The sequence below is a fragment of the Mycolicibacterium parafortuitum genome (assembly GCF_002086815.1).
Taxonomy (GTDB): Bacteria; Actinomycetota; Actinomycetes; order Mycobacteriales; family Mycobacteriaceae; genus Mycobacterium; species Mycobacterium parafortuitum.
This window is the reverse complement of sequence record NZ_MVID01000003.1, coordinates 124,705-143,028: the sequence shown is the minus strand read 5'-3', so window position 1 is coordinate 143,028 and position 18,324 is coordinate 124,705. Positions and strand designations below refer to the sequence as shown.

The following is an 18,324-nucleotide window of genomic DNA, read 5'->3' as shown; positions in this document are numbered from 1 at the left end:
CTTTTGCTATATCTGCACCTGCCGGGCGGATGGTGCGGTGCGCGGAAGACTTTGGCACGCTTTAGCTGTGCCTGAAGCTGCGAAGGCGACAATCTCCGCCATCTATGTGGCGTCGCCCGAGGGCGACACCGGGAAATCGACCATCGCGCTGGGCATCCTGCACCGGCTCGCGGCGAACGTCGCCAGGGTCGGGGTGTTCCGGCCCATCACCCGCGACGACGGCGAGGACCGCGACTACATCCTGGAGATGCTGCTCGACCACACCACCGCCGGCCTGCCGTACGAGGACTGCGTCGGGGTCACCTACCAGCAGCTGCACGAGGACTTCGACGCCGCGCTCGGAGAGATCGTCGACCGCTACCACCGGGTCGCCGATCAGTGCGACGCGGTGCTGGTGGTCGGCAGCGACTACACCGACGTCGCCGCCCCCAGCGAGCTGTCGGTCAACGCGCGCATCGCCGCCAACCTCGGCGCCCCGGTGGTGCTCGCGGTGAAGGCACAGGGGCGCACACCCGAGCGGGTCGCCCAGGTCGCCGAGGTCTGTGTCGCCGAGATCGCCGAGCAGCACGCCCACACCGCGGCCGTGGTCGCCAACCGGTGCGACCCGGCCCAGCTGGCCGAGGTGCGCGCGGCGCTGCAGCGGATCGAACCGCGCAGCTACGTGCTGCCCGAGGAGCCCCTGCTGGTCGCGCCGTCGGTGGCCGAACTGCGGGTCGCCGTCGACGGCACCGTGGTGCAGGGCGACAAGGAGCTGCTGCACCGCGAGGTGCTCGACGTGCTGGTGGCCGGGATGACGGCCGAACACGTGCTCGAACGCCTGACCGAGGGCGTCGCCGTGATCACCCCCGGCGACCGCTCCGATGTCCTGCTCGCCGTGCTGTCCGCGCACTCGGCCGACGGGTTCCCGTCGCTGTCCACGGTGATCCTCAACGGCGGCCTTGCGCTGCACCCGGCGATCGACAAGCTCGTCTCGGGGCTGGGACAGCGGCTGCCGATCATCGCGACGGGGTTGGGCACCTTCGAGACGGCCAGCCGGGTCGCCGCGACCCGTGGCCGGGTGACCTCGTCGTCACAGCGCAAGATCGACACCGCGCTGACGCTGATGGACGAACACGTCGACACCGCGGATCTGCTCGCGCAGCTGTCCATCCCGATCCCGTCCGTGGTCACCCCGCAGATGTTCACCTACCAACTGCTGGACCGGGCCCGTGCGGACCGTAAACGGATCGTGCTGCCCGAAGGCGACGACGACCGGATCCTGAAGGCCGCGGGCCGGCTGCTGCAGCGCTCGGTCGCGGATCTGACCATCCTCGGCGAGGAGAACCAGGTGCGGGCGCGCGCGGCCGAACTCGGCGTGGACCTTTCGGCGGCCGATGTGCTGAACCCGCAGACCAGTGAGCTGTGCGACCGGTTCGCCGAGCAGTACGCCGAGTTGCGCAAGCACAGGGGCGTCACCATCGACCGTGCCCGCGAGATCATCCACGACGTCTCGTATTTCGGCACCATGCTGGTGCACAACGACATGGTCGACGGAATGGTCTCGGGCGCGCGGCACACCACCGCGCACACCATCCGGCCCGCGTTCGAGATCATCAGGACGGCGTCCGGTGTCTCCACGGTCTCCAGCATCTTCCTGATGTGCCTGGCCCACGAGGTGCTCGCCTACGGAGACTGCGCGATCGTGCCCGACCCGACGGCCGAACAACTCGCCGACATCGCGATCTCCTCGGCCCGCACCGCGGCGCAGTTCGGAATCGAGCCCCGGGTCGCGATGCTGTCGTACTCCACCGGCACGTCCGGCACCGGAGCCGACGTCGAGAAGGTTCGTGAGGCAACCGAACTCGTACGCGCCCGGGAACCCGACCTGCCCGTGGAGGGTCCGATCCAGTACGACGCCGCAGTCGAACCGTCGGTCGCCGAGACGAAGATGCCGGACTCGCCGGTGGCCGGCCGCGCGACCGTACTGATCTTCCCCGACCTCAACACCGGCAACAACACCTACAAGGCGGTGCAGCGCAGCGCCGGCGCGATCGCCATCGGGCCGGTGTTGCAGGGATTGAACAAGCCGGTCAACGACCTGTCCCGCGGGGCACTGGTCGAGGACATCGTCAACACGGTGGCCATCACCGCGATACAGGCACAGGGGGGCCCACGATGAGCCGCACGGTATTGGTACTGAACTCCGGGTCATCCTCGGTGAAATTCGCTGTGCTCGAACCTGATTCGGGAGTGTTGATCGCCGATGGCATCGTCGAGCGGATCGGCGACGAGGGCTCGGTGCCCGATCACGCGGCCGCGATGGAGGCCGTGTTCGAGTCCCTGGCCGCCGACGGGCACCGGCTCGACGACCTCGGGTTGGTCGCGGTCGGGCACCGCGTGGTCCACGGCGGGCCGGACCTGTACCGGCCCACCGTCGTCGACGACGCGCTGATCGCGCGGCTCAAGGAGATCTCTCCGCTTGCGCCGCTGCACAATCCGCCCGCCATCCTCGGGATCGAGGTCGCCCGCAAGGCGCTGCCCGACCTGCCGCACGTCGCGGTCTTCGACACCGCGTTCTTCCACGACCTGCCGCAAGCCGCCGCCACCTATGCCATCGACGCCGAGCTGGCCCACACGTGGAAGGTTCGGCGCTACGGCTTCCACGGCACCTCGCATCAGTACGTCAGCGAGCAGGCCGCCGCGTTCCTCGACGTCCCGCTCGAGTCGCTGAGCCAGATCGTGCTGCACCTCGGCAACGGCGCATCGGTGTCGGCGATCGTGGGCGGCCGGCCGGTGGAGACCTCGATGGGGCTGACCCCGATGGAGGGCCTGGTGATGGGAACCCGCTCCGGTGATGTCGATCCCGGGGTGATCTTCTATCTGTGGCGTGAGGCCGGGATGAGCGTCGAGGACATCGAGACGATGCTCAACCGTCGCTCGGGCGTGCGGGGCCTCGGCGGTGAGATCGACTTCCGGGAACTGCACCGGTGCATCGAATCCGGCGACAGCGCTGCACGTTTGGCCTACGACGTGTACATCCACCGGCTGCGCAAGTACATCGGCGCATATCTGGCGGTACTCGGCTCGGCGGACGTCATCACGTTCACCGCCGGCGTGGGGGAGAACGACGCGGCGGTCCGGCGCGACGCACTGTCGGGACTCACCGCATTCGGCGTCGAACTCGACGAGCACCTCAACGCCAGCCCCGGCAGGACCGCGCGCCGCATCTCACCCGACGGCGCCCCGACGACGGTGCTAGTGATACCCACTGACGAGGAGCTTGCGATTGCTCGGGCGTGTGCGGGAGTACTTCGCGCTGGCCTTGGCGACGGGTAGCTCGCGGTCGGGGTCGCAGATGGTGAGCAGCCGCCGCACGTGCGGGCCGGCCAGCAGTCGCCAGCGAACCCCGCGGCGGGCGCACACGACGTTGATGTTCGACAGTGCGGCAAATCCGGACGCGGCGAAGAACTCGACAGTCTGCAGGTCGACGATGAGTTTGCGGGCGTCTCCTATCCGCTTCTCGATGTAGCTCGCCAGCGCCATGCTGTTCGTCGCGTCGATCTCGCCGTGGATGGTCACCAGCACCGTGGTTGGCGGCAGCTCGCACGCCGAGAGGGTCGCGCGGTGGTGCTCTTCACGGAGTTCGAACGACGTCGGATCCGGCCGGAATACCCGCTGTGTACCTGTCGGGAGTGGGGGTCCGGACGCGGACGTTTCATACACAGACATATGGAGTTCCCCTCAGACGAACGCGGATTCGTACTGCGGGTGAGGTCAAGGGGATCGGCCCTAGTTTTCTCAAAGCTGCGCCGATGACGTCACCGTAGGTGGTGGAGCCACATTACTACGGAATCCGTGCCGTGACCATATGTCGAAACGAATTCCATCCATGTACTCTCACCTGCTGTTTTCAGGTGGAACGGGTGCCGATTGCCGGGGGTCGCCGCGGCGGTACGCAGGGTTGCCGGCGGGCAGCAACGGATTCCGTCGTTGCTGCGCGGTCGGCGGTCAGAAGGTCGACATCGGGCGCACGCTGTTGGCCAGGTCGACCAGGGCGTACCGGTGCGCCTGGGTCGGCGCGACCCTGGCGAGGCTGCGCAGCGCCGCCTCGACGCCGAGCTGCAGTCCGTGCTCGGTGAACGGGAACCCGAGGATGTGGTTGGTGCTGGCGGTGTTGTCGGCGAGCCAGTCCATCGCGGTGCCCAGCACCAGCGCGCGGATCTGCAGCACCCTCGGCTCGGTGTCGGGCAGCGCCTCGACGCGCCTGGCGGCATCGCGGATGTGCTGTTCGGTGATCTCGCTGGTGGACCGCCCGGACAGCAACGTCACCGCGCTCGTCAGCCGCGCCGTCGTGAAATGCCGTGAGGTGGCCGGGACCTCGTCGAGGGTGCGGACCGCGCCGTCACGGTCGCCTTCGGCCGATTGGGCTCTGGCCCAACCGAATCCGGCGGAGATCACCCCGTGGTCGGTGTCCCACACCGTCTTGTAGAACTGGTTGCCGTCCTGGGTGCCCGCGAGTTCCGCGGTTGCCCCCAGCGCCAGTTTCGGCGCCAGCTCACCGGGCAGGATGTCGAGGACCTCGGTGAAATGTTCGGTGGCCGAGTCGTAGTCGGCGGTGAGCAACTCCGAGACGGCCCGGAACCAGACTAGTCGCCACTGCCAGCCGACCCGCTCGGCGAGGTCGTCGAGCTTGCGCCTGGCCTTGGCGACATCGCCGAGGTCGAGCAGCGCGCGGACCTCCATCAGCGGCAACTCGACCGATGCGCTGAGGTCCACTCCGTCGGAGTCCAGAGCGCCGTGCCGGGCCGCCCGCAACGAATCCAGCGTCTGCACAGGCTGACTCAACAGCGTCGCCGACAGCACCGTGGCCCCGACGTCGGTCGGATCCACCAGCGGAACCTGCAGCGCCCGGACGATCTCCTGGGCGGTGAGCTTCTCCGAGTGCACCTGGCCGTCGAGGTAGACGTCGGTGTGCGCGACCAGCAGATCCACGCCGAACGTCGACCGCGACGGGCTGAACGTGGTCGACAGACCGGGCCGGGGGATCCCGGTGTCGCTGGCGACGACCTCGCGCAGCACGCCCATCAGCTGGCTCGACATCTCCTCGGCGGACTGGAAGCGCCGCCGCGGATCCGGGTCGATCGCGCGCCGCAACAACCTGGCGAACGAGTCGTACTCCTGGAGTACCGGGTTGTCCTCGGGCAGCCCGTCGGCGTAGCGGCCGCGCTTGGTCGGCAGCCGCATCGTCAGCGCCGCCAGCGTGCGGCCGACGGTGTAGATGTCGCTGGCCACCGTCGGCCCGGTCCGGACGATCTCGGGCGCCTGGTATCCCGGCGTCCCGTAGAGGTATCCGAAGGAGTTGATCCGCGACACCGCACCGAGGTCGATGATCTTCAGCTGGTCCTCGGTGACCATGATGTTCTCGGGTTTGAGGTCGTTGTACACCAGCCCGATCGAGTGCAGGTAGCCCAGCGCGGGCAGGATCTCGAGCATGAAGCCGATGGCCTCGGCGACCGGCAGCCGCAGCTGGGCGCTGTGTTTGAGCAGGGTGGCCTGCTTGAGCGAGGTGCCCCCGACGTACTCCATCACGATGTAGCCGACGGGATTGCCGTGCTTGTCCTCGTGCTCGACGAAGTTGTAGATCTTCACGATCCCGGGATGGGTCACCTCGGCGAGGAACTGCCGCTCGGCCATCGCGATCCGCTGCGCCTCGGCGTCTCCGGAGTGCACCAGGCCCTTGAGCACGACGGGCCGGTCGTTGACGTTCTTGTCGAACGCCAGGTACACCCAGCCCAGTCCGCCGTGGGCGATGCAGCCCTTGATCTCGTACTGGTCGGCCACGATGTCGCCCGGATTGAGCTGCGGCAGAAACGAATACGCGCTACCGCAGTGCGGGCACCAGCCCTCCGACAATGCCCGGCCGTCATCGGTCGACCTGCCCACCGGCCGTCCGCAGTTCCAGCAGAACCGCTTCGACTCCGCGACCACCGGGTCGGTCATCAACGCGGCCAACGGATCTCGCGCGGGTACCCGCGGGATCTCGACCAGGCCACCGCCGAGCCTGCGGGTCGGGGACAGCTGACGGGTCACCGTCGTCGTGGTGTCCTGCGGTTCGGTGTCGCCCGTGTGCACGACGTCGAGGTCGTCGTCATCGTCGTCGAAATGCGGCCGGAACACCGCCTGGGTGGCCATCGGGCGGATCGTGGCCATCGAGTCGTCGTCGAGATCGGCGAGGCTGGCAGGCTGGGTCCCCGGCCCGTCATCCTCGGGCCGGGTGATGTCGACGTCGTCAGGTTCGGCGATCAATCGATGTACCTCGCCACCGGCGGTGCGGGCGCAGGGCCCAGGACGGTCAACCACTTGCGGTACAACGTGTACCACGTGCCGTCGCGACGAATCCGTTGCAGGGTGCCGTTGACGAATCGCACCAGCCCGGTGTTCTCCAGGTTGACCCCGATGCCGTACGGCTCCTGGTTCATCGACGGTCCGACGATGTGCAGATACGGATCCTGCGACACCAGCCCGGCGAGGATCGAGTCGTCGGTGCTGACGGCGTCGACCTGATGCTGTTGCAGTGCGACCAGGCAGTCGGCCCAGGTTACCACGCCGACGATGATCGGCGGCGGGGTGATCTGCTGGATGCGCTCCAGCGAGGTGGTGCCCTTCGCGACGCACACCCGCTTGCCGGAAAGATCCGACGACTGACGGATGTTCGAGTCCCGCGGCGCCAGGATGCGCTGGTTGGCCATCAGGTACGCGGTCGAGAAGTTCACCAGCTTCTTGCGCTCGCAGGTGATCGTCATGGTCTTGACCACGACGTCCACCTCGTTGTTCTGCAACGCGGCGATGCGGTCGGCCGACGACAGGATGCGGTACTCCACCTGAGACGGCGTGCCGAAGATGTCGCGGGCGATCTCACCGGCGATGTCGACGTCGAAACCGGTGATCTCGCCGGTGATCGGATCACGGAAGCTGAACAGGTTGCTGCCGATGTCCAAGCCGACGATCAGCCGGCCGCGGGCCTTGATGTTGGCGACCGCGGCGTCGGCTTCCTCCTTGGTGTCGAACGGCCGCAGGCTCGCCAGCGGATCGCAGTCGTCGTCGGCCGGGGTGCGCGGCCGGGCCGACTCGGGCGGCAGCTCCTCCATGCCGGCGGGCGTCGGCGGCGCCAGCGTCACCGTCGGCGTCGCCACCGTCGGAAGTGCCTGCCCGCAGCCACTCAGCAGCGTGACCGCCGCAACCAGCGCAACAGCCGCGCGCGCCCGAGACCTGCCTGGCTTCATGCTCATCTGTACTCGTTCAGTCGTGGCCAGATCCCCAGCGCCACCGCCACCGCCGCCACCACCGACAGCAGCGCGGCGCCGACCGTCGCGCCCGACAGCACGCGCCGCGCGTTGACGATGTCGCTGCGCAGCTGCGAGCGGCTCTGGTCGATACCCTTCGTCAGCGCCTCGTCGAGCTTGTTGAACGCCGGCGTCGCGTCGTCCTCACCCGTACCGAGGGCCACCCGCGTCGCCGCCTGATAGTTGCCGACCGCGATGTAGGCGGTGATCCGGTCGTCGGCGGCGCGCCAGCGGTCCAACAGCTGCGCGGCGTCGACCAGATCGGTCTTGTCGATCGAGTCGTCGCGTGCGACGAAGCGCGCCAATTGTTCCTTCATATCGTCGATGCGCTGGTAGTAGGACTGCTTGCGGATGTCCTCGTCGCCGCGGCGGATCAGCGACAGGGTCTCGTCGGCGCGGGCCTGCTGCGCGGTGATCGCCAGCGAGGTCACGGTCTTGAGGGACTCGGCGGCGGTCTCCTTGGCGCTGCGGCTGTCGGTGGTCGAGATGATCAGCGCGGTGCCGACCCAGATCAGCATGATCAGCACCGCCAGCCCGCCGGCGACGAAACCGACGTTGACCCGGCGCCGCGTCCGCTTGGCCAGCCAGCGGTTGGCGAACACGCCGAACAGCAAAGTTGCGGTGACCACCAGGATCACCGGGATCGGGATCCGCGTCGACGCCGTGGTCTCGGCGTCCACCCGGGCCGAGGTCTCCTCGTAGAGCCGCTGCGCGTCGGGCAGGATCTGCTGCTGCATCATCGCCGATGCCTCGGACAGGTACGACGAACCGACCGGGTTGCCCGCCCGGTTGTTGGTCCTGGCCGTCTCCACCAGCCCGGTGTAGACGGCCAGCCGGGCGTTGATGCGCCCGAGCAGCTGCACCAGCTGCTCCTCGGTCAACCCGCTCGAGGCGCGCGTCACCGCGACCGACGCATCGGTGATGGCCTGCTCGTAGCGCTGCCGGACCGGGCGTGGCTCCGACCCCGCGATGAACGCGGTGGCCGCGGCGGCGTCGGCGACCGACAGCGTGGTGTACAACTGGCCCGCGGCGAACGCGAGTGGCTCGGTGTGGTTGAGCACCGTCGTCAGCGCCTGCTGGCGGTCGTTGATGGCGGTCGAGGTCGCGAACGCGCTGGCGATCACCAGCGCGGCGAGCACCAGGCCGATGGTCAGGATCCGGCCCGGCGTGGTCCACAGAAACCACCACCGCGGATGCGACGACCCGGTCGGGGACCGCGACGCGAGGGGTTCGGTCGACGGGTGCGCCAACTCCACAGTCACGTCTGCGCGGACCTCATCCTGGTCTCGATCTCTACGGCGGTCGGTTCAAGAACTATATAAAAGAATTCTAAGAGCTCTGGTTGCGACGCGTGCGGATTCAGGTGCTCCGAATTCACGAACCGTTACCTAAGCTGGACGCCGTGCGCGGTGACGGTGACGGCTGGGTGGTGTCGGACTCGGGCGCCGCGTTCTGGGGACGACACGGCGCGGCCGGCTTGCTGCTGCGCGCGCCCGGCGCCGACGGAACGGCCGCCGTCCTGCTGCAGCACCGGGCCCCGTGGAGTCATCAGGGCGGCACCTGGGGACTTCCCGGCGGTGCCCGCGACAGCCACGAGACCCCCGAGGAAGCGGCCGTGCGCGAGGCGCACGAGGAAGCCGGGCTGTCACCGGAGCGGCTCACCGTCCGGACCACGGTCGTCACCGCCGAGAACTCCGGGTGGACCTATACGACCGTGATCGCCGACGTCGACGAGCAGCTCGAGACCGTTCCCAACCGGGAGAGCGCCGAGTTGCGCTGGGTCGCCGAGGACGAGGTCGCGGAGCTGCCGCTGCATCCCGGGTTCGCGGCGAGCTGGACCCGGTTGCGTGAGGTCACCGCATCGATACCGCTGCTGGTCAAACGGCAGAACTGAGGATCCCGACGAGCTCTTCGGCCGCCGCCCTGGGGTCGTCGGCGGCGGTGATCGCACGCACCACCACGACCCTGCGCGCGCCGGCCTCCAGCACCTCGGGCAGCCGGGCGGCGTCGATGCCGCCGATCGCGAACCACGGTTTGTCTGTGCCCAGTGCCGCGGCGGCGCGCACCAGATCCAGCCCCGGCGCGGCGCGGCCCGGTTTCGTCGGGGTCGGCCAGCACGGCCCCACACAGAAGTAGTCCACGTCCTCCGCCACCGCCGCGCGGGCCTGGTCGGCATCGTGGGTCGAGCGCCCGATCAGCCGCCGCCCGACGATGTCCCGGGCGGTCGGCAGCGGCAGGTCGTCCTGGCCGAGGTGCAGGATGTCCGAGCCGGCCGCCACCGCGACGTCGGCGCGGTCGTTCACCGCGACCTGCGCCCCGTGCCTGCGCGCCGCGTCGGTCAGGATCTCCAGCGCGGCGAGCTCGTCGCGCGCCTCCAAGGGGCCGAACCGTTCCTCGCCGGCGGACCCTTTGTCGCGCAACTGGACGATGTCGACGCCACCGGCGAGCGCGGCGTCGACGAACTCGGCCAGGTCGCCGCGCTCCCGGCGGGCGTCGGTGCACAGATAGAGGCGGGCACTTCGCAGCCGCGCGGTTTCGGACACAGTCGAACCGTAGCGGGGAGGCGACGTAGGCTGGCGGACGACCACACGGGAGTCCCGGGCACGGGGACTGAGAGTGGGCCCGCCGGCCCTTACCGTCACACCTGATCCGGGTCATGCCGGCGAAGGGAGGACGCGAGATGCCCCGCTCACTGGCCGTCATCGGCGGCGGCGTCATCGGGCTCACGGTGGCCCACCGCGCCGCCACCGACGGCTGGGCTGTGCGCGTGCACCGCACCTTGCAGCCGGGGGCCTCGTGGGTGGCCGGCGGGATGCTGGCCCCGCACAGCGAGGGCTGGCCCGGCGAGGAGCGGCTGCTGGCGATCGGGCTGGAGTCATTGCGGCTGTGGCACGACCGGTTCCTCGGCGAGCTGCCGCCCGACGTGGTCACCGCCCGCCAGTCGCTGGTGGTCGCCGTCGACCACGCCGACGCCGCCGATCTCAAGACGGTCGGTGCGTGGCTGACCGCGCAGGGCCATCCGGTCACCCCGACGGTATCCGCCCGTGATGTCGAACCCCTTCTCGCGCAGGGGATCCGGCACGGATTCATCGCCGAGACCGAGCTGGCGGTCGACAACCGCGCGGTGGTGGCCGCGCTCACCGCGGCGTGCGAACGGCTCGGCGTGCGGTGGGCGGACCCGGTGCAGACCCTGACCGAGGTCGCCGACTCCGACACGGTGCTGATCGCCAACGGCGTCGACGCGCCGGCGCTGTGGCCGGGCCTGCCGGTTCGGCCGGTCAAGGGAGAGGTGCTCCGATTGCGCTGGCGCCGTGGATGTCTGGCGCCGCCGCGGCGGGTGATCCGGGCCCGGGTCCGCGGCAGGCAGGTCTACGTCGTGCCCCGCGCCGACGGGGTGGTCGTCGGCGCCACCCAGTACGAACACGGCCGGGACACCACCCCCACCGTCAGCGGTGTGCGCGACCTCCTCGACGACGCGTGCGCGGTGATCCCCGCGCTGGGGGAGTACGAATTCGCCGAGGCGGCAGCGGGTCTGCGCCCGATGACACCGGACAACCTGCCGATCGTGGGCAGGCTCGACGAACGCACCCTGGTCGCCGCCGGGCACGGCAGGTCGGGTTTCCTGCTGGCGCCGTGGACCGCCGAAACGATCGCCGCCGAGCTGGAAGGAGCGAGCGTCACATGAGGCTCACCGTCAACGACGAGGACGTCGAAGTCGGGGACGGCACCACCGTCACCGGACTGCTGGAACACCTGGGGATCCCGGAGAAGGGCATCGCCGTCGCGGTGGACTGGTCGGTGTTGCCGCGCACCGAGTGGGACACCGTGCTGACCGACGGCGCGAAGATCGCCGTGGTGACGGCGGTGCAGGGTGGCTGAGCTGAACTCCCAGCCGGCGAAGCTGAGCATCGCCGGCCGCGAGTTCACCTCGCGGCTGATCCTCGGCACCGGCGGGGCCGCCAACCTCGCGGTGCTCGAAGCCGCGCTGATCGCGTCGCAGACCGAACTGACCACGGTCGCGATGCGGCGCGTCGACGCCGACGGCGGCACCGGGGTGCTGGATCTGCTGACCCGCCTCGGCATCACCCCGCTGCCCAACACCGCCGGATGCCGCGGCGCGGCCGAGGCGGTGATGACCGCGCAGCTGGCCCGCGAAGCGCTGCAGACCGACTGGGTCAAGCTCGAGGTGATCGCCGACGAGCGCACCCTGCTGCCCGATGCGGTCGAATTGGTCAGGGCCGCCGAGCAACTGGTCGACGACGGGTTCTGCGTGCTGCCCTACACCACCGACGACCCGGTGCTGGCGCGCCGGCTGGAGGCGGTCGGTTGCGTGGCGGTGATGCCGCTCGGATCGCCGATCGGCACCGGGCTGGGGATCGCGAACCCGCACAATATCGAGATGATCGTCGAACAGGCCGGGGTGCCGGTGATCCTGGACGCGGGCATCGGAACCGCCAGTGACGCCGCGTTGGCGATGGAACTCGGCTGCGACGCGGTGCTGCTGGCCTCGGCGGTCACCCGCGCGGCCGACCCGCCCGCGATGGCCGCGGCGATGGCCGCCGCGGTGCGGGCCGGATACCTGGCCCGCCACGCCGGGCGGATCCCGAAGAGGTTCTGGGCGCAGGCCTCCAGCCCGGCGCTGTGATGAAACGCTATGTCGCGCTGGGCAGCTCGATGGCGGCCGGGCCGGGAATCCGGCCGCGGGCGGCGGGTTCGCCGCGGGCCGCGGGACGCTCGGCGCGCAACTACGCGCACCTCGTCGCCGCGGCGCTCGACCTCGACCTGGTCGACGTCACCTTTTCGGGGGCGACGACCGCGCACGTGCTGACCGAATCCCAGCGCGGCGCACCCCCACAGATCGACGCGCTGGACGGCACCGAATCGCTGGTGACGGTCACCATCGGCGGCAACGACGCCGGGTACGTCCCAATGCTGTTCGCCGCGTGCCTGCCCCGGCCGCTGCGCGCGGTGCCGCTGCTCGGCGGCCGGCTGCGCGACCTTCTCGACCCGTCCCCCCCGGTATGTGGCGGTGGCCGAGGCCGGCGCCGCGCTGGTCGAGGTCGGGCACCAGATCCGGCACCGTGCCCCGCGGGCCACGGTGCTGTTCGTCGACTACCTGACGCTGCTTCCGGCTTCCGGTGCCGCGCCGCCGCTCGGCGCGGCCGACCTGACGCTGGCCCGGCACGTCGCCGCCACGTTGGAGCAGCTCACCGCCGACGCGGCGCGGATCACCGGGTGCGGTCTGGTGTGCGCCGCGCAGGCCAGCCGCGACCACCACGCCTGGTCCCCGCGGCCATGGACCACCCGGTTCGGGTTGCCGGTCCCCGGCCGCCCGGCACCGCTGCACCCGAACGCCGCCGGTATGCGCGCGGTCGCCGACCTCGTGATCGAGGAGGTGTCGCGGTGATCCGCCTCGACGGGCTCACGAAGGTGTTCCGCGGTCGCGGTGCCCCCGCCGTCGACGGGTTGACGTGCACGATCGAACCCGGCGTGGTGACCGGGTTCCTGGGCCCCAACGGTGCGGGCAAGACCACCACGATGCGGTTGATCCTCGGCCTGGACCGGCCCACCTCGGGTGCGGCGACCATCGACGGCAAGACCTACCGGCAGCTCACCGATCCGCTGCGCACGGTCGGTGCGCTGCTGGACGCGCGTGCGGTCCACCCGAACCGGACGGTCCGCAACCACCTGCGCTGGGTCGCCGCGAGCAACCGGATCCCGGCGCAGCGCGTCGACGAGGTCCTCGGCACGGTCGGATTGGCCGGGGTGGCCGGTGCGCGGGCGGGCACGCTGTCACTCGGCATGAGCCAACGCCTCGGCATCGCGGCCGCGCTGATCGGCGATCCGCCGGTGCTGCTGTTCGACGAGCCGGTCAACGGCCTCGACCCCGAAGGCATCCGCTGGGTGCGCACGTTGCTGCGCACACTGGCCGGGGAAGGCCGCACGGTGCTGGTGTCGAGCCATCTGCTCTCCGAGATGGCCGATACCGCCGACCATCTGGTGGTGATCGGCAAGGGCCGGCTGATCGCGGACACCACCGTCGCGGACTTCGTCGGTCACGGTGCCGCTGTCCGGGTGCGCAGCCCGCGCCGCGACGAGCTGGCCGGCGCGCTCACCGCGGCCGGCTGGACCGTCGGGCGCGACGGTGACGCGCTGCTGGTGTCCGGGGGCGCGATCGAGGCGGTCGGTGAACTGGCGGCGCGGCACGCGATCCCGCTGCACGAGCTGAGCCCGCAGCAGGCCACCCTGGAGCAGGCGTATCTCGCGCTGACGGACTCTGCCACCGATTACCGGGGAACCACCGAGTACCGCGGGATGACCCGGTGATGCGCGCGGCAGGCGCGGCGCTGAACGCCGAACGCATCAAGCTGACCACCCTGCGGTCCCCGCTGTGGGCGGCCGTCGCCGCGGCCGTCCTGGCCCTGGCGCTTGCGGCGCTGCAGGCCTCCGTGTCCTCCGGGTACGCGCCGATGCCGGTGCAGCGGGCGGCGATGGGGGTCGCGGTGTTCGGGGTGCCGGTGCTGATGGTGGTCGCGGCGATGACGGTGACGGGGGAGTACCGCAGCGGTCTGATCGCGACCACGTTCCTGGCCACCCCGCGCCGAACCGTCGTGGTCTGTGCCAAAGCGGTTGCCGCCGCGGTCTTCTCGGTGGTGGTCGCGGTGGTGATGGTGTTCGGCGCTGTTCTGGTCGCCCGGCTGGTCGCCGCACCGCGTGCCGCGGCAGGCCTCACGGTGTCCGCCGCGGCGGGCTTCTCGGTGTCGATCGCGATCTATGCGGCGCTGACCGCCGTGCTCGGCGTCGGGGTCGCGGTGCTGGTGCGCCACACCGCGGGTGCGGTCACCGCGCTGCTGCTGTGGCCGCTGCTGCTCGAGCCGCTGCTGGGGAACCTGCCGGGCCGCAGCTGGGACATCGGCCCGTACCTGCCGTTCGCGAACATGTTCAGGTTCCTCGACGTGCAGTGGCTGTTCCCGGACTATCCGATGCGCTGGGGCGCCACCGGTTCGCTCGGCTACTTCGCCGCCGTGGTCGGTGCGGTGTTTGTCGTGGCACTGCTGACGGTGAACCGCCGCGACGCCTAGCATGGCTGCCCATGGCCGACCCGCAGACGCTCACCTTCACGCTGCCCCATCTGGACATCACCGCGCTGTCCTGGGGGCCGTCCGACGGTCGGTTGGTGTTGTGCCTGCACGGGTTCCCCGACAGCGCATGGGGCTGGCGCAAGTTCGCGCCGCTGCTCGCCGAGCGGGGCCTGCGGGTGGTCGCCCCGTTCGCCCGCGGGTACGCGCCGACCGGGCCCGCGCCCGACGGCGACTACCACATCGGGGCGCTGATGTACGACGCGCTGGCCGTGCACCGCGGGCTGGGCGCCCCCGACGACGCGGTGGTGATCGGGCACGACTGGGGCGGGTTCGCGGTCAGCGGGCTGGCGGCCTACCCGGATTCGCCGTTCGCCGAGCATATTTCGATGGCTGTCGCGCCGATCGGCGCGATCAGCAGGACCCGCGGGCCGATCAGCCGCCAGTTGCGCCTGCTGCCGCGTCAGCTGCGCAACAGCTGGTACATCCTGTTCTTTCAGGTGCCCGCGCTGCCGGAACGGCTGCTCCCGCGCGTCATCCCGCGGCTGTGGCAGGACTGGGGCCCGCGCGGATACGACACCGACGCCGAACTCGACGACGCGCTGGCGGCGCTGCCCAGCCCGGCGCACCGCCAGGCCGCGGTCGGGTACTACCGGGCGATGGTGCGGCCCTCGCGTCCGCTCGCGAGATACGCCGATCTCCACAAGTGGGTGTTCGACCCGCCCCGGGCGCCGATGCTGCACCTGCAGGGCGAACAGGACGGGGCGATGGAGGCGGCCTACGCCGAATCGATCGAATCCGTCCTTCCTGCCGGCAGCCGGGTGGTCTTCGTCCCGGACGCGGGACACTTCCTGCAGATCGAACGTCCGCAGGTCGCCGCCGGTGCCGTCCTCGACTATCTGAGTGCCCGTCCGGCGCCACGCTAACGTGGTGGCCGTGATCCCGAGAAGACTCGCCGCGGTGCTGGCGTGCGCTGTGCTGGCCGCCGGCGGGTGCGCCGGCGGTAGCGACCCGAAGCCCGTGCCGCAGACCGACCCGGACCCGGCCGCCGCTGCCGCGTTCGCCGACGAGTTGTCCGGCAAGGTCACCGTCGACGCCATGTTCGCCCACCTGACGAAACTCCAGGAGATCGCCGACGAGCACGGCGGAAACCGCGGACTCGGCTCCGCCGGTTACGACGCGAGCGTCGACTACGTCGCTGACGCGCTGCGGGACAACGGGTTCGATGTCGAGACCCCGGAGTTCGAGGTCAAACTGCCGTGGGCCGACGAGCCGTCGCTGACCGTCGCCGGCACCAAGCTCGAGGCCCGCCCGATGGTGTTCACGATCGGTACCGGGCCCGACGGGGTGTCCGGCCCGCTGGTCATCGCCCGCTCGGAGGACACGCCGGGCTGCACCGAGGACGACTACGACGGGCTGCCGGTCGACGGTGCCATCGTGGTGGTCGACCGGGGCTCGTGCCCGTTCGGCGGCAAACAGGCCGTCGCCGCCAAGCTCGGTGCCGTCGCGCTGATCGTGGCCAACAACGAGGACGGCGGCGAGCTGGCCGGCGGGACCCTCGGCGGGGGCACCGACGTCAAGATTCCCGTCATCGGTGTCAGCAAGGCGTCCGGGGACCGGTTGCGTGAACAGCCCGGTGCCCGCGCGGTGCTCAACCTGAACGCCGGCGTGCGGGTCGAGAACACCCGCAGCGTGATCGCCCAGACCACCACGGGCTCGACCGAGGACGTGGTCATGCTCGGCGCCCACCTCGACAGCGTCGACGACGGCCCCGGTATCAACGACAACGGTTCCGGGGTGGCCGCGGTGCTGGAAACCGCACTGCAGCTGGGTGGTTCGCCCGACGTGCGCAACGCCGTCCGGTTCGGGTTCTGGGGCGCCGAGGAACACGGCCTGATCGGGTCGGGCAACTACGTCGGATCGCTCGACGAGGACGCGCTGCGCGACATCGCGCTCTACCTGAACTTCGACATGCTGGGCTCCCCGAACCCGGGCTACTTCATCTACGACGGCAACCAGTCCGCACCGCCGGACCCCCGGCTGCCCGTGCCGCGGATCCCGGAGGGCTCGGCCGGAATCGAACGCACCCTGATGGGTTATCTCGACAAGGCCGGAAAGCCGGGCCGGGACACCTATTTCGACGGCCGCTCGGATTACGACGCGTTCACCAGGGCCGGGATCCCGGCCGGCGGCCTGTTCTCCGGCGCCGAGGAGAAGAAGACGGCCGAGGAGGCCGATCTGTGGGGTGGGCAGGCCGACGAGCCGTTCGATCCCAACTATCACAAGCCCTCCGACACCATCGACCACATCGACCGCACTGCACTGGGGATCCACGGCAGCGGCGTCGCGTATGTCACCGGCCTCTATGCGCAGGACCAACGGGGCCGCAACGGAATCCCGCTGCGGGAAGACCGCACCCGGCACCGGTTGACCGCGTCGTGAGCGCCCGCCGAACCGCCGTCACGCTCGCCGCGGTGGGCGCCCTGGTGGCGTCCTGCTCGTCCCCGGAGCCCGCCCCGCCACAGTGGGGTCCGGAACTGGCAGGCAAGGTCACCGTCGACGCCGTCTACGGGCATCTGGAGAAGCTGCAGCAGATCGCCGATGCCAACGACGGAAACCGCGCCGACGGCTCCCCGGGTTTTCAGGCCAGCGTGGACTATGTGGCCGGACTGCTGCGCGACAAGGGGTTCGACGTCCAGACACCCGAGTTCGAGCGGCTGTCGGGTTCGCGTGGGGGGAAGCCGGCGCTGACGGTGGCCGGCCGGACGTTCCGCGTCGAGCAGGCCTCGCTGATGATCACCACGCCGCCCGGTGGGCTCAAGGCGATCACGCTGCGACCCCGCAAGCCGGCCGGGTGCGCGGCCGCCGACTACGGCGACGTCGATGTCGACGACGCGATCGCCGTGGTCGACGACAACGGCTGCTCGATCGTGCAGAAGCAACGGGTGGCCGTCGACCGCGGCGCGGTCGGCGTCCTGGTGGTCAGCCAGGCCACCCCGGCACGACCCGTCGGGGCCCCGCCGACGCTGTTCACCGCCGGCTACTACAACGACCTGAAGGTCCCGGTGGGCGTCATCGACCCCAGCGCGGATGCCGCGCTGCGGCGGACCGAGGCGCCGGTAACCCTGGTGCTGGACAACAAACCCGTGATGAGCACGTCACGAAACGTGATCGCGCAGACCGCGACCGGCGACACCGGCAACGTGGTGGTGGTCGGCGCGCACCTTGACAGCGTGCAGTCCGGCCCCGGGATCAACGACAACGGTTCCGGGGTGGCCGCGGTACTCGAGACCGCCCTGCAGCTCGGCGCGCAGCCGCAGACCACCACCAACGCGGTGCGGTTCGCGTTCTGGGGCGCCGAGGAGATCGCGATGGACGGCTCGACGAAGTATCTGCGTTCGCTGAGCCCGGACCAACTCGACGACATCGCGCTGTACCTGAACTTCGACATGCTGGGTTCACCGAACGCGGGCTACTTCACCGACGACGGCGACCAGTCGGCCCAGGCCGAGCCGAATGTCCGTGCGGTGCCCGAGGGTTCGGCCGGAATCGAACGGACGCTGGCCGGGATCCTGAACCTCGCCGGGGTGCGTCCGGCCGACATCCCGCTGGCGCGCACCACCGACTACGCGCCGTTCCTGGCCGCGGGCATCCCGGTCGGCGGTCTGACCTCAGGATCGTCCCAGCGCAAGACCGAGGTGCAGGCACGGCTCTGGGGCGGAAAGGCCGGCGCACCCTTCGACCCGAACTATCACACCCGGCTGGACAACATCGATAACGTCGACCGCGACGCGCTCGGGATCATGGCGTCGGCGGCGGCGTACGCCGTCGGGACCTACGCGCAGTCGATCGACGGCGTCAACGGGGTTCCGGCGCGGGACCAGCGGGACCGGCGTACGCCCTAGCCACCCGGGTGACGAAGA

The 18,324-nt window shown here is 70.3% G+C and carries 16 protein-coding genes and 1 pseudogene; 12 read left to right on the top strand and 5 right to left on the bottom strand.

Annotated elements, in window-relative coordinates; translation table 11 throughout:
• The first annotated feature begins 67 nt into the window (after positions 1-67).
• Together pta and BST38_RS05495 are read left to right on the top strand one after the other, a co-directional pair.
• The gene (gene pta / locus BST38_RS05500; RefSeq protein ID WP_083142246.1) at positions 68-2,158 is read left to right on the top strand and encodes a phosphate acetyltransferase; all 2,091 of its coding nucleotides are present in this window, start codon (positions 68-70) and stop codon (positions 2,156-2,158) included.
• On the top strand, positions 2,155-3,315 hold the full coding sequence (locus BST38_RS05495; RefSeq protein ID WP_083142245.1) for an acetate kinase: 1,161 nt from the start codon (positions 2,155-2,157) through the stop codon (positions 3,313-3,315). The genes pta and BST38_RS05495 overlap by 4 nt, the downstream gene beginning before the upstream one ends.
• Here BST38_RS05495 and BST38_RS05490 read toward each other — a convergent pair.
• The 4 genes from BST38_RS05490 to glnX all read right to left on the bottom strand — a co-directional run bounded on the left by BST38_RS05490 (position 3,235) and on the right by glnX (position 8,584).
• Entirely contained in the window at positions 3,235-3,564 is a 330-nt protein-coding gene (locus BST38_RS05490; RefSeq protein ID WP_494337775.1) for an STAS domain-containing protein, read from the bottom strand. The genes BST38_RS05495 and BST38_RS05490 overlap by 81 nt on opposite strands.
• Before the next feature lie 423 nt (positions 3,565-3,987).
• Positions 3,988-6,285 (bottom strand): serine/threonine-protein kinase PknG, encoded by a 2,298-nt coding sequence (locus BST38_RS05485; protein ID WP_110781518.1) that lies wholly within the window; start codon positions 6,283-6,285, stop codon positions 3,988-3,990.
• Positions 6,282-7,262, bottom strand: coding sequence for a glutamate ABC transporter substrate-binding protein (locus tag BST38_RS05480; RefSeq protein WP_110781516.1), 981 nt, complete (start codon positions 7,260-7,262; stop codon positions 6,282-6,284). The genes BST38_RS05485 and BST38_RS05480 overlap by 4 nt, the downstream gene beginning before the upstream one ends.
• Positions 7,263-7,264: 2 nt before the next feature.
• Positions 7,265-8,584, bottom strand: a complete 1,320-nt coding sequence (gene glnX / locus BST38_RS05475) for a protein kinase G-activating protein GlnX (protein WP_083142242.1) — start codon at positions 8,582-8,584, stop codon at positions 7,265-7,267.
• Between the two features lie 140 nt (positions 8,585-8,724).
• Between glnX and BST38_RS05470 the strand changes: the two genes are divergently transcribed.
• A complete protein-coding gene (locus BST38_RS05470; RefSeq protein ID WP_083142241.1) occupies positions 8,725-9,216 on the top strand; it encodes an NUDIX hydrolase in 492 nt (163 codons plus the stop codon).
• On the opposite strand, the gene thiE is transcribed toward BST38_RS05470, so the two are convergent.
• Positions 9,200-9,865: a thiamine phosphate synthase gene (gene thiE, locus BST38_RS05465; RefSeq protein ID WP_083142240.1), complete on the bottom strand. Its 666-nt coding sequence runs from the start codon at positions 9,863-9,865 to the stop codon at positions 9,200-9,202. The genes BST38_RS05470 and thiE overlap by 17 nt on opposite strands.
• A 137-nt stretch (positions 9,866-10,002) precedes the next feature.
• Between thiE and thiO the strand changes: the two genes are divergently transcribed.
• From thiO to BST38_RS05420, 9 genes and pseudogenes are all read left to right on the top strand, one after another.
• Positions 10,003-11,007, top strand: coding sequence for a glycine oxidase ThiO (thiO, locus tag BST38_RS05460; RefSeq protein ID WP_083142438.1), 1,005 nt, complete (start codon positions 10,003-10,005; stop codon positions 11,005-11,007).
• Positions 11,004-11,201, top strand: coding sequence for a sulfur carrier protein ThiS (gene thiS / locus BST38_RS05455; RefSeq protein WP_083142239.1), 198 nt, complete (start codon positions 11,004-11,006; stop codon positions 11,199-11,201). The genes thiO and thiS overlap by 4 nt, the downstream gene beginning before the upstream one ends.
• A gap of 1 nt (position 11,202) precedes the next feature.
• The gene (locus BST38_RS05450; RefSeq protein ID WP_110781656.1) at positions 11,203-11,967 is read left to right on the top strand and encodes a thiazole synthase; all 765 of its coding nucleotides are present in this window, start codon (positions 11,203-11,205) and stop codon (positions 11,965-11,967) included.
• A pseudogene (locus BST38_RS05445) lies at positions 11,967-12,729 on the top strand (SGNH/GDSL hydrolase family protein). The gene BST38_RS05450 and the pseudogene BST38_RS05445 overlap by 1 nt, the downstream one beginning before the upstream one ends.
• Positions 12,726-13,649 (top strand): ABC transporter ATP-binding protein, encoded by a 924-nt coding sequence (locus tag BST38_RS05440; RefSeq protein ID WP_083142237.1) that lies wholly within the window; start codon positions 12,726-12,728, stop codon positions 13,647-13,649. The pseudogene BST38_RS05445 and the gene BST38_RS05440 overlap by 4 nt, the downstream one beginning before the upstream one ends.
• Complete coding sequence (locus tag BST38_RS05435) at positions 13,649-14,404, top strand: ABC transporter permease (RefSeq protein WP_181791992.1); 756 nt, start codon at positions 13,649-13,651, stop codon at positions 14,402-14,404. The genes BST38_RS05440 and BST38_RS05435 overlap by 1 nt, the downstream gene beginning before the upstream one ends.
• 11 nt (positions 14,405-14,415) lie before the next feature.
• Positions 14,416-15,327, top strand: coding sequence for an alpha/beta fold hydrolase (locus tag BST38_RS05430; RefSeq protein WP_083142235.1), 912 nt, complete (start codon positions 14,416-14,418; stop codon positions 15,325-15,327).
• Between the two features lie 13 nt (positions 15,328-15,340).
• The gene (locus BST38_RS05425; protein WP_083142437.1) at positions 15,341-16,843 is read left to right on the top strand and encodes a M28 family metallopeptidase; all 1,503 of its coding nucleotides are present in this window, start codon (positions 15,341-15,343) and stop codon (positions 16,841-16,843) included.
• A complete protein-coding gene (locus BST38_RS05420) occupies positions 16,840-18,306 on the top strand; it encodes a M28 family metallopeptidase (RefSeq protein ID WP_083142234.1) in 1,467 nt (488 codons plus the stop codon). The genes BST38_RS05425 and BST38_RS05420 overlap by 4 nt, the downstream gene beginning before the upstream one ends.
• Positions 18,307-18,324 lie beyond the last annotated feature (18 nt).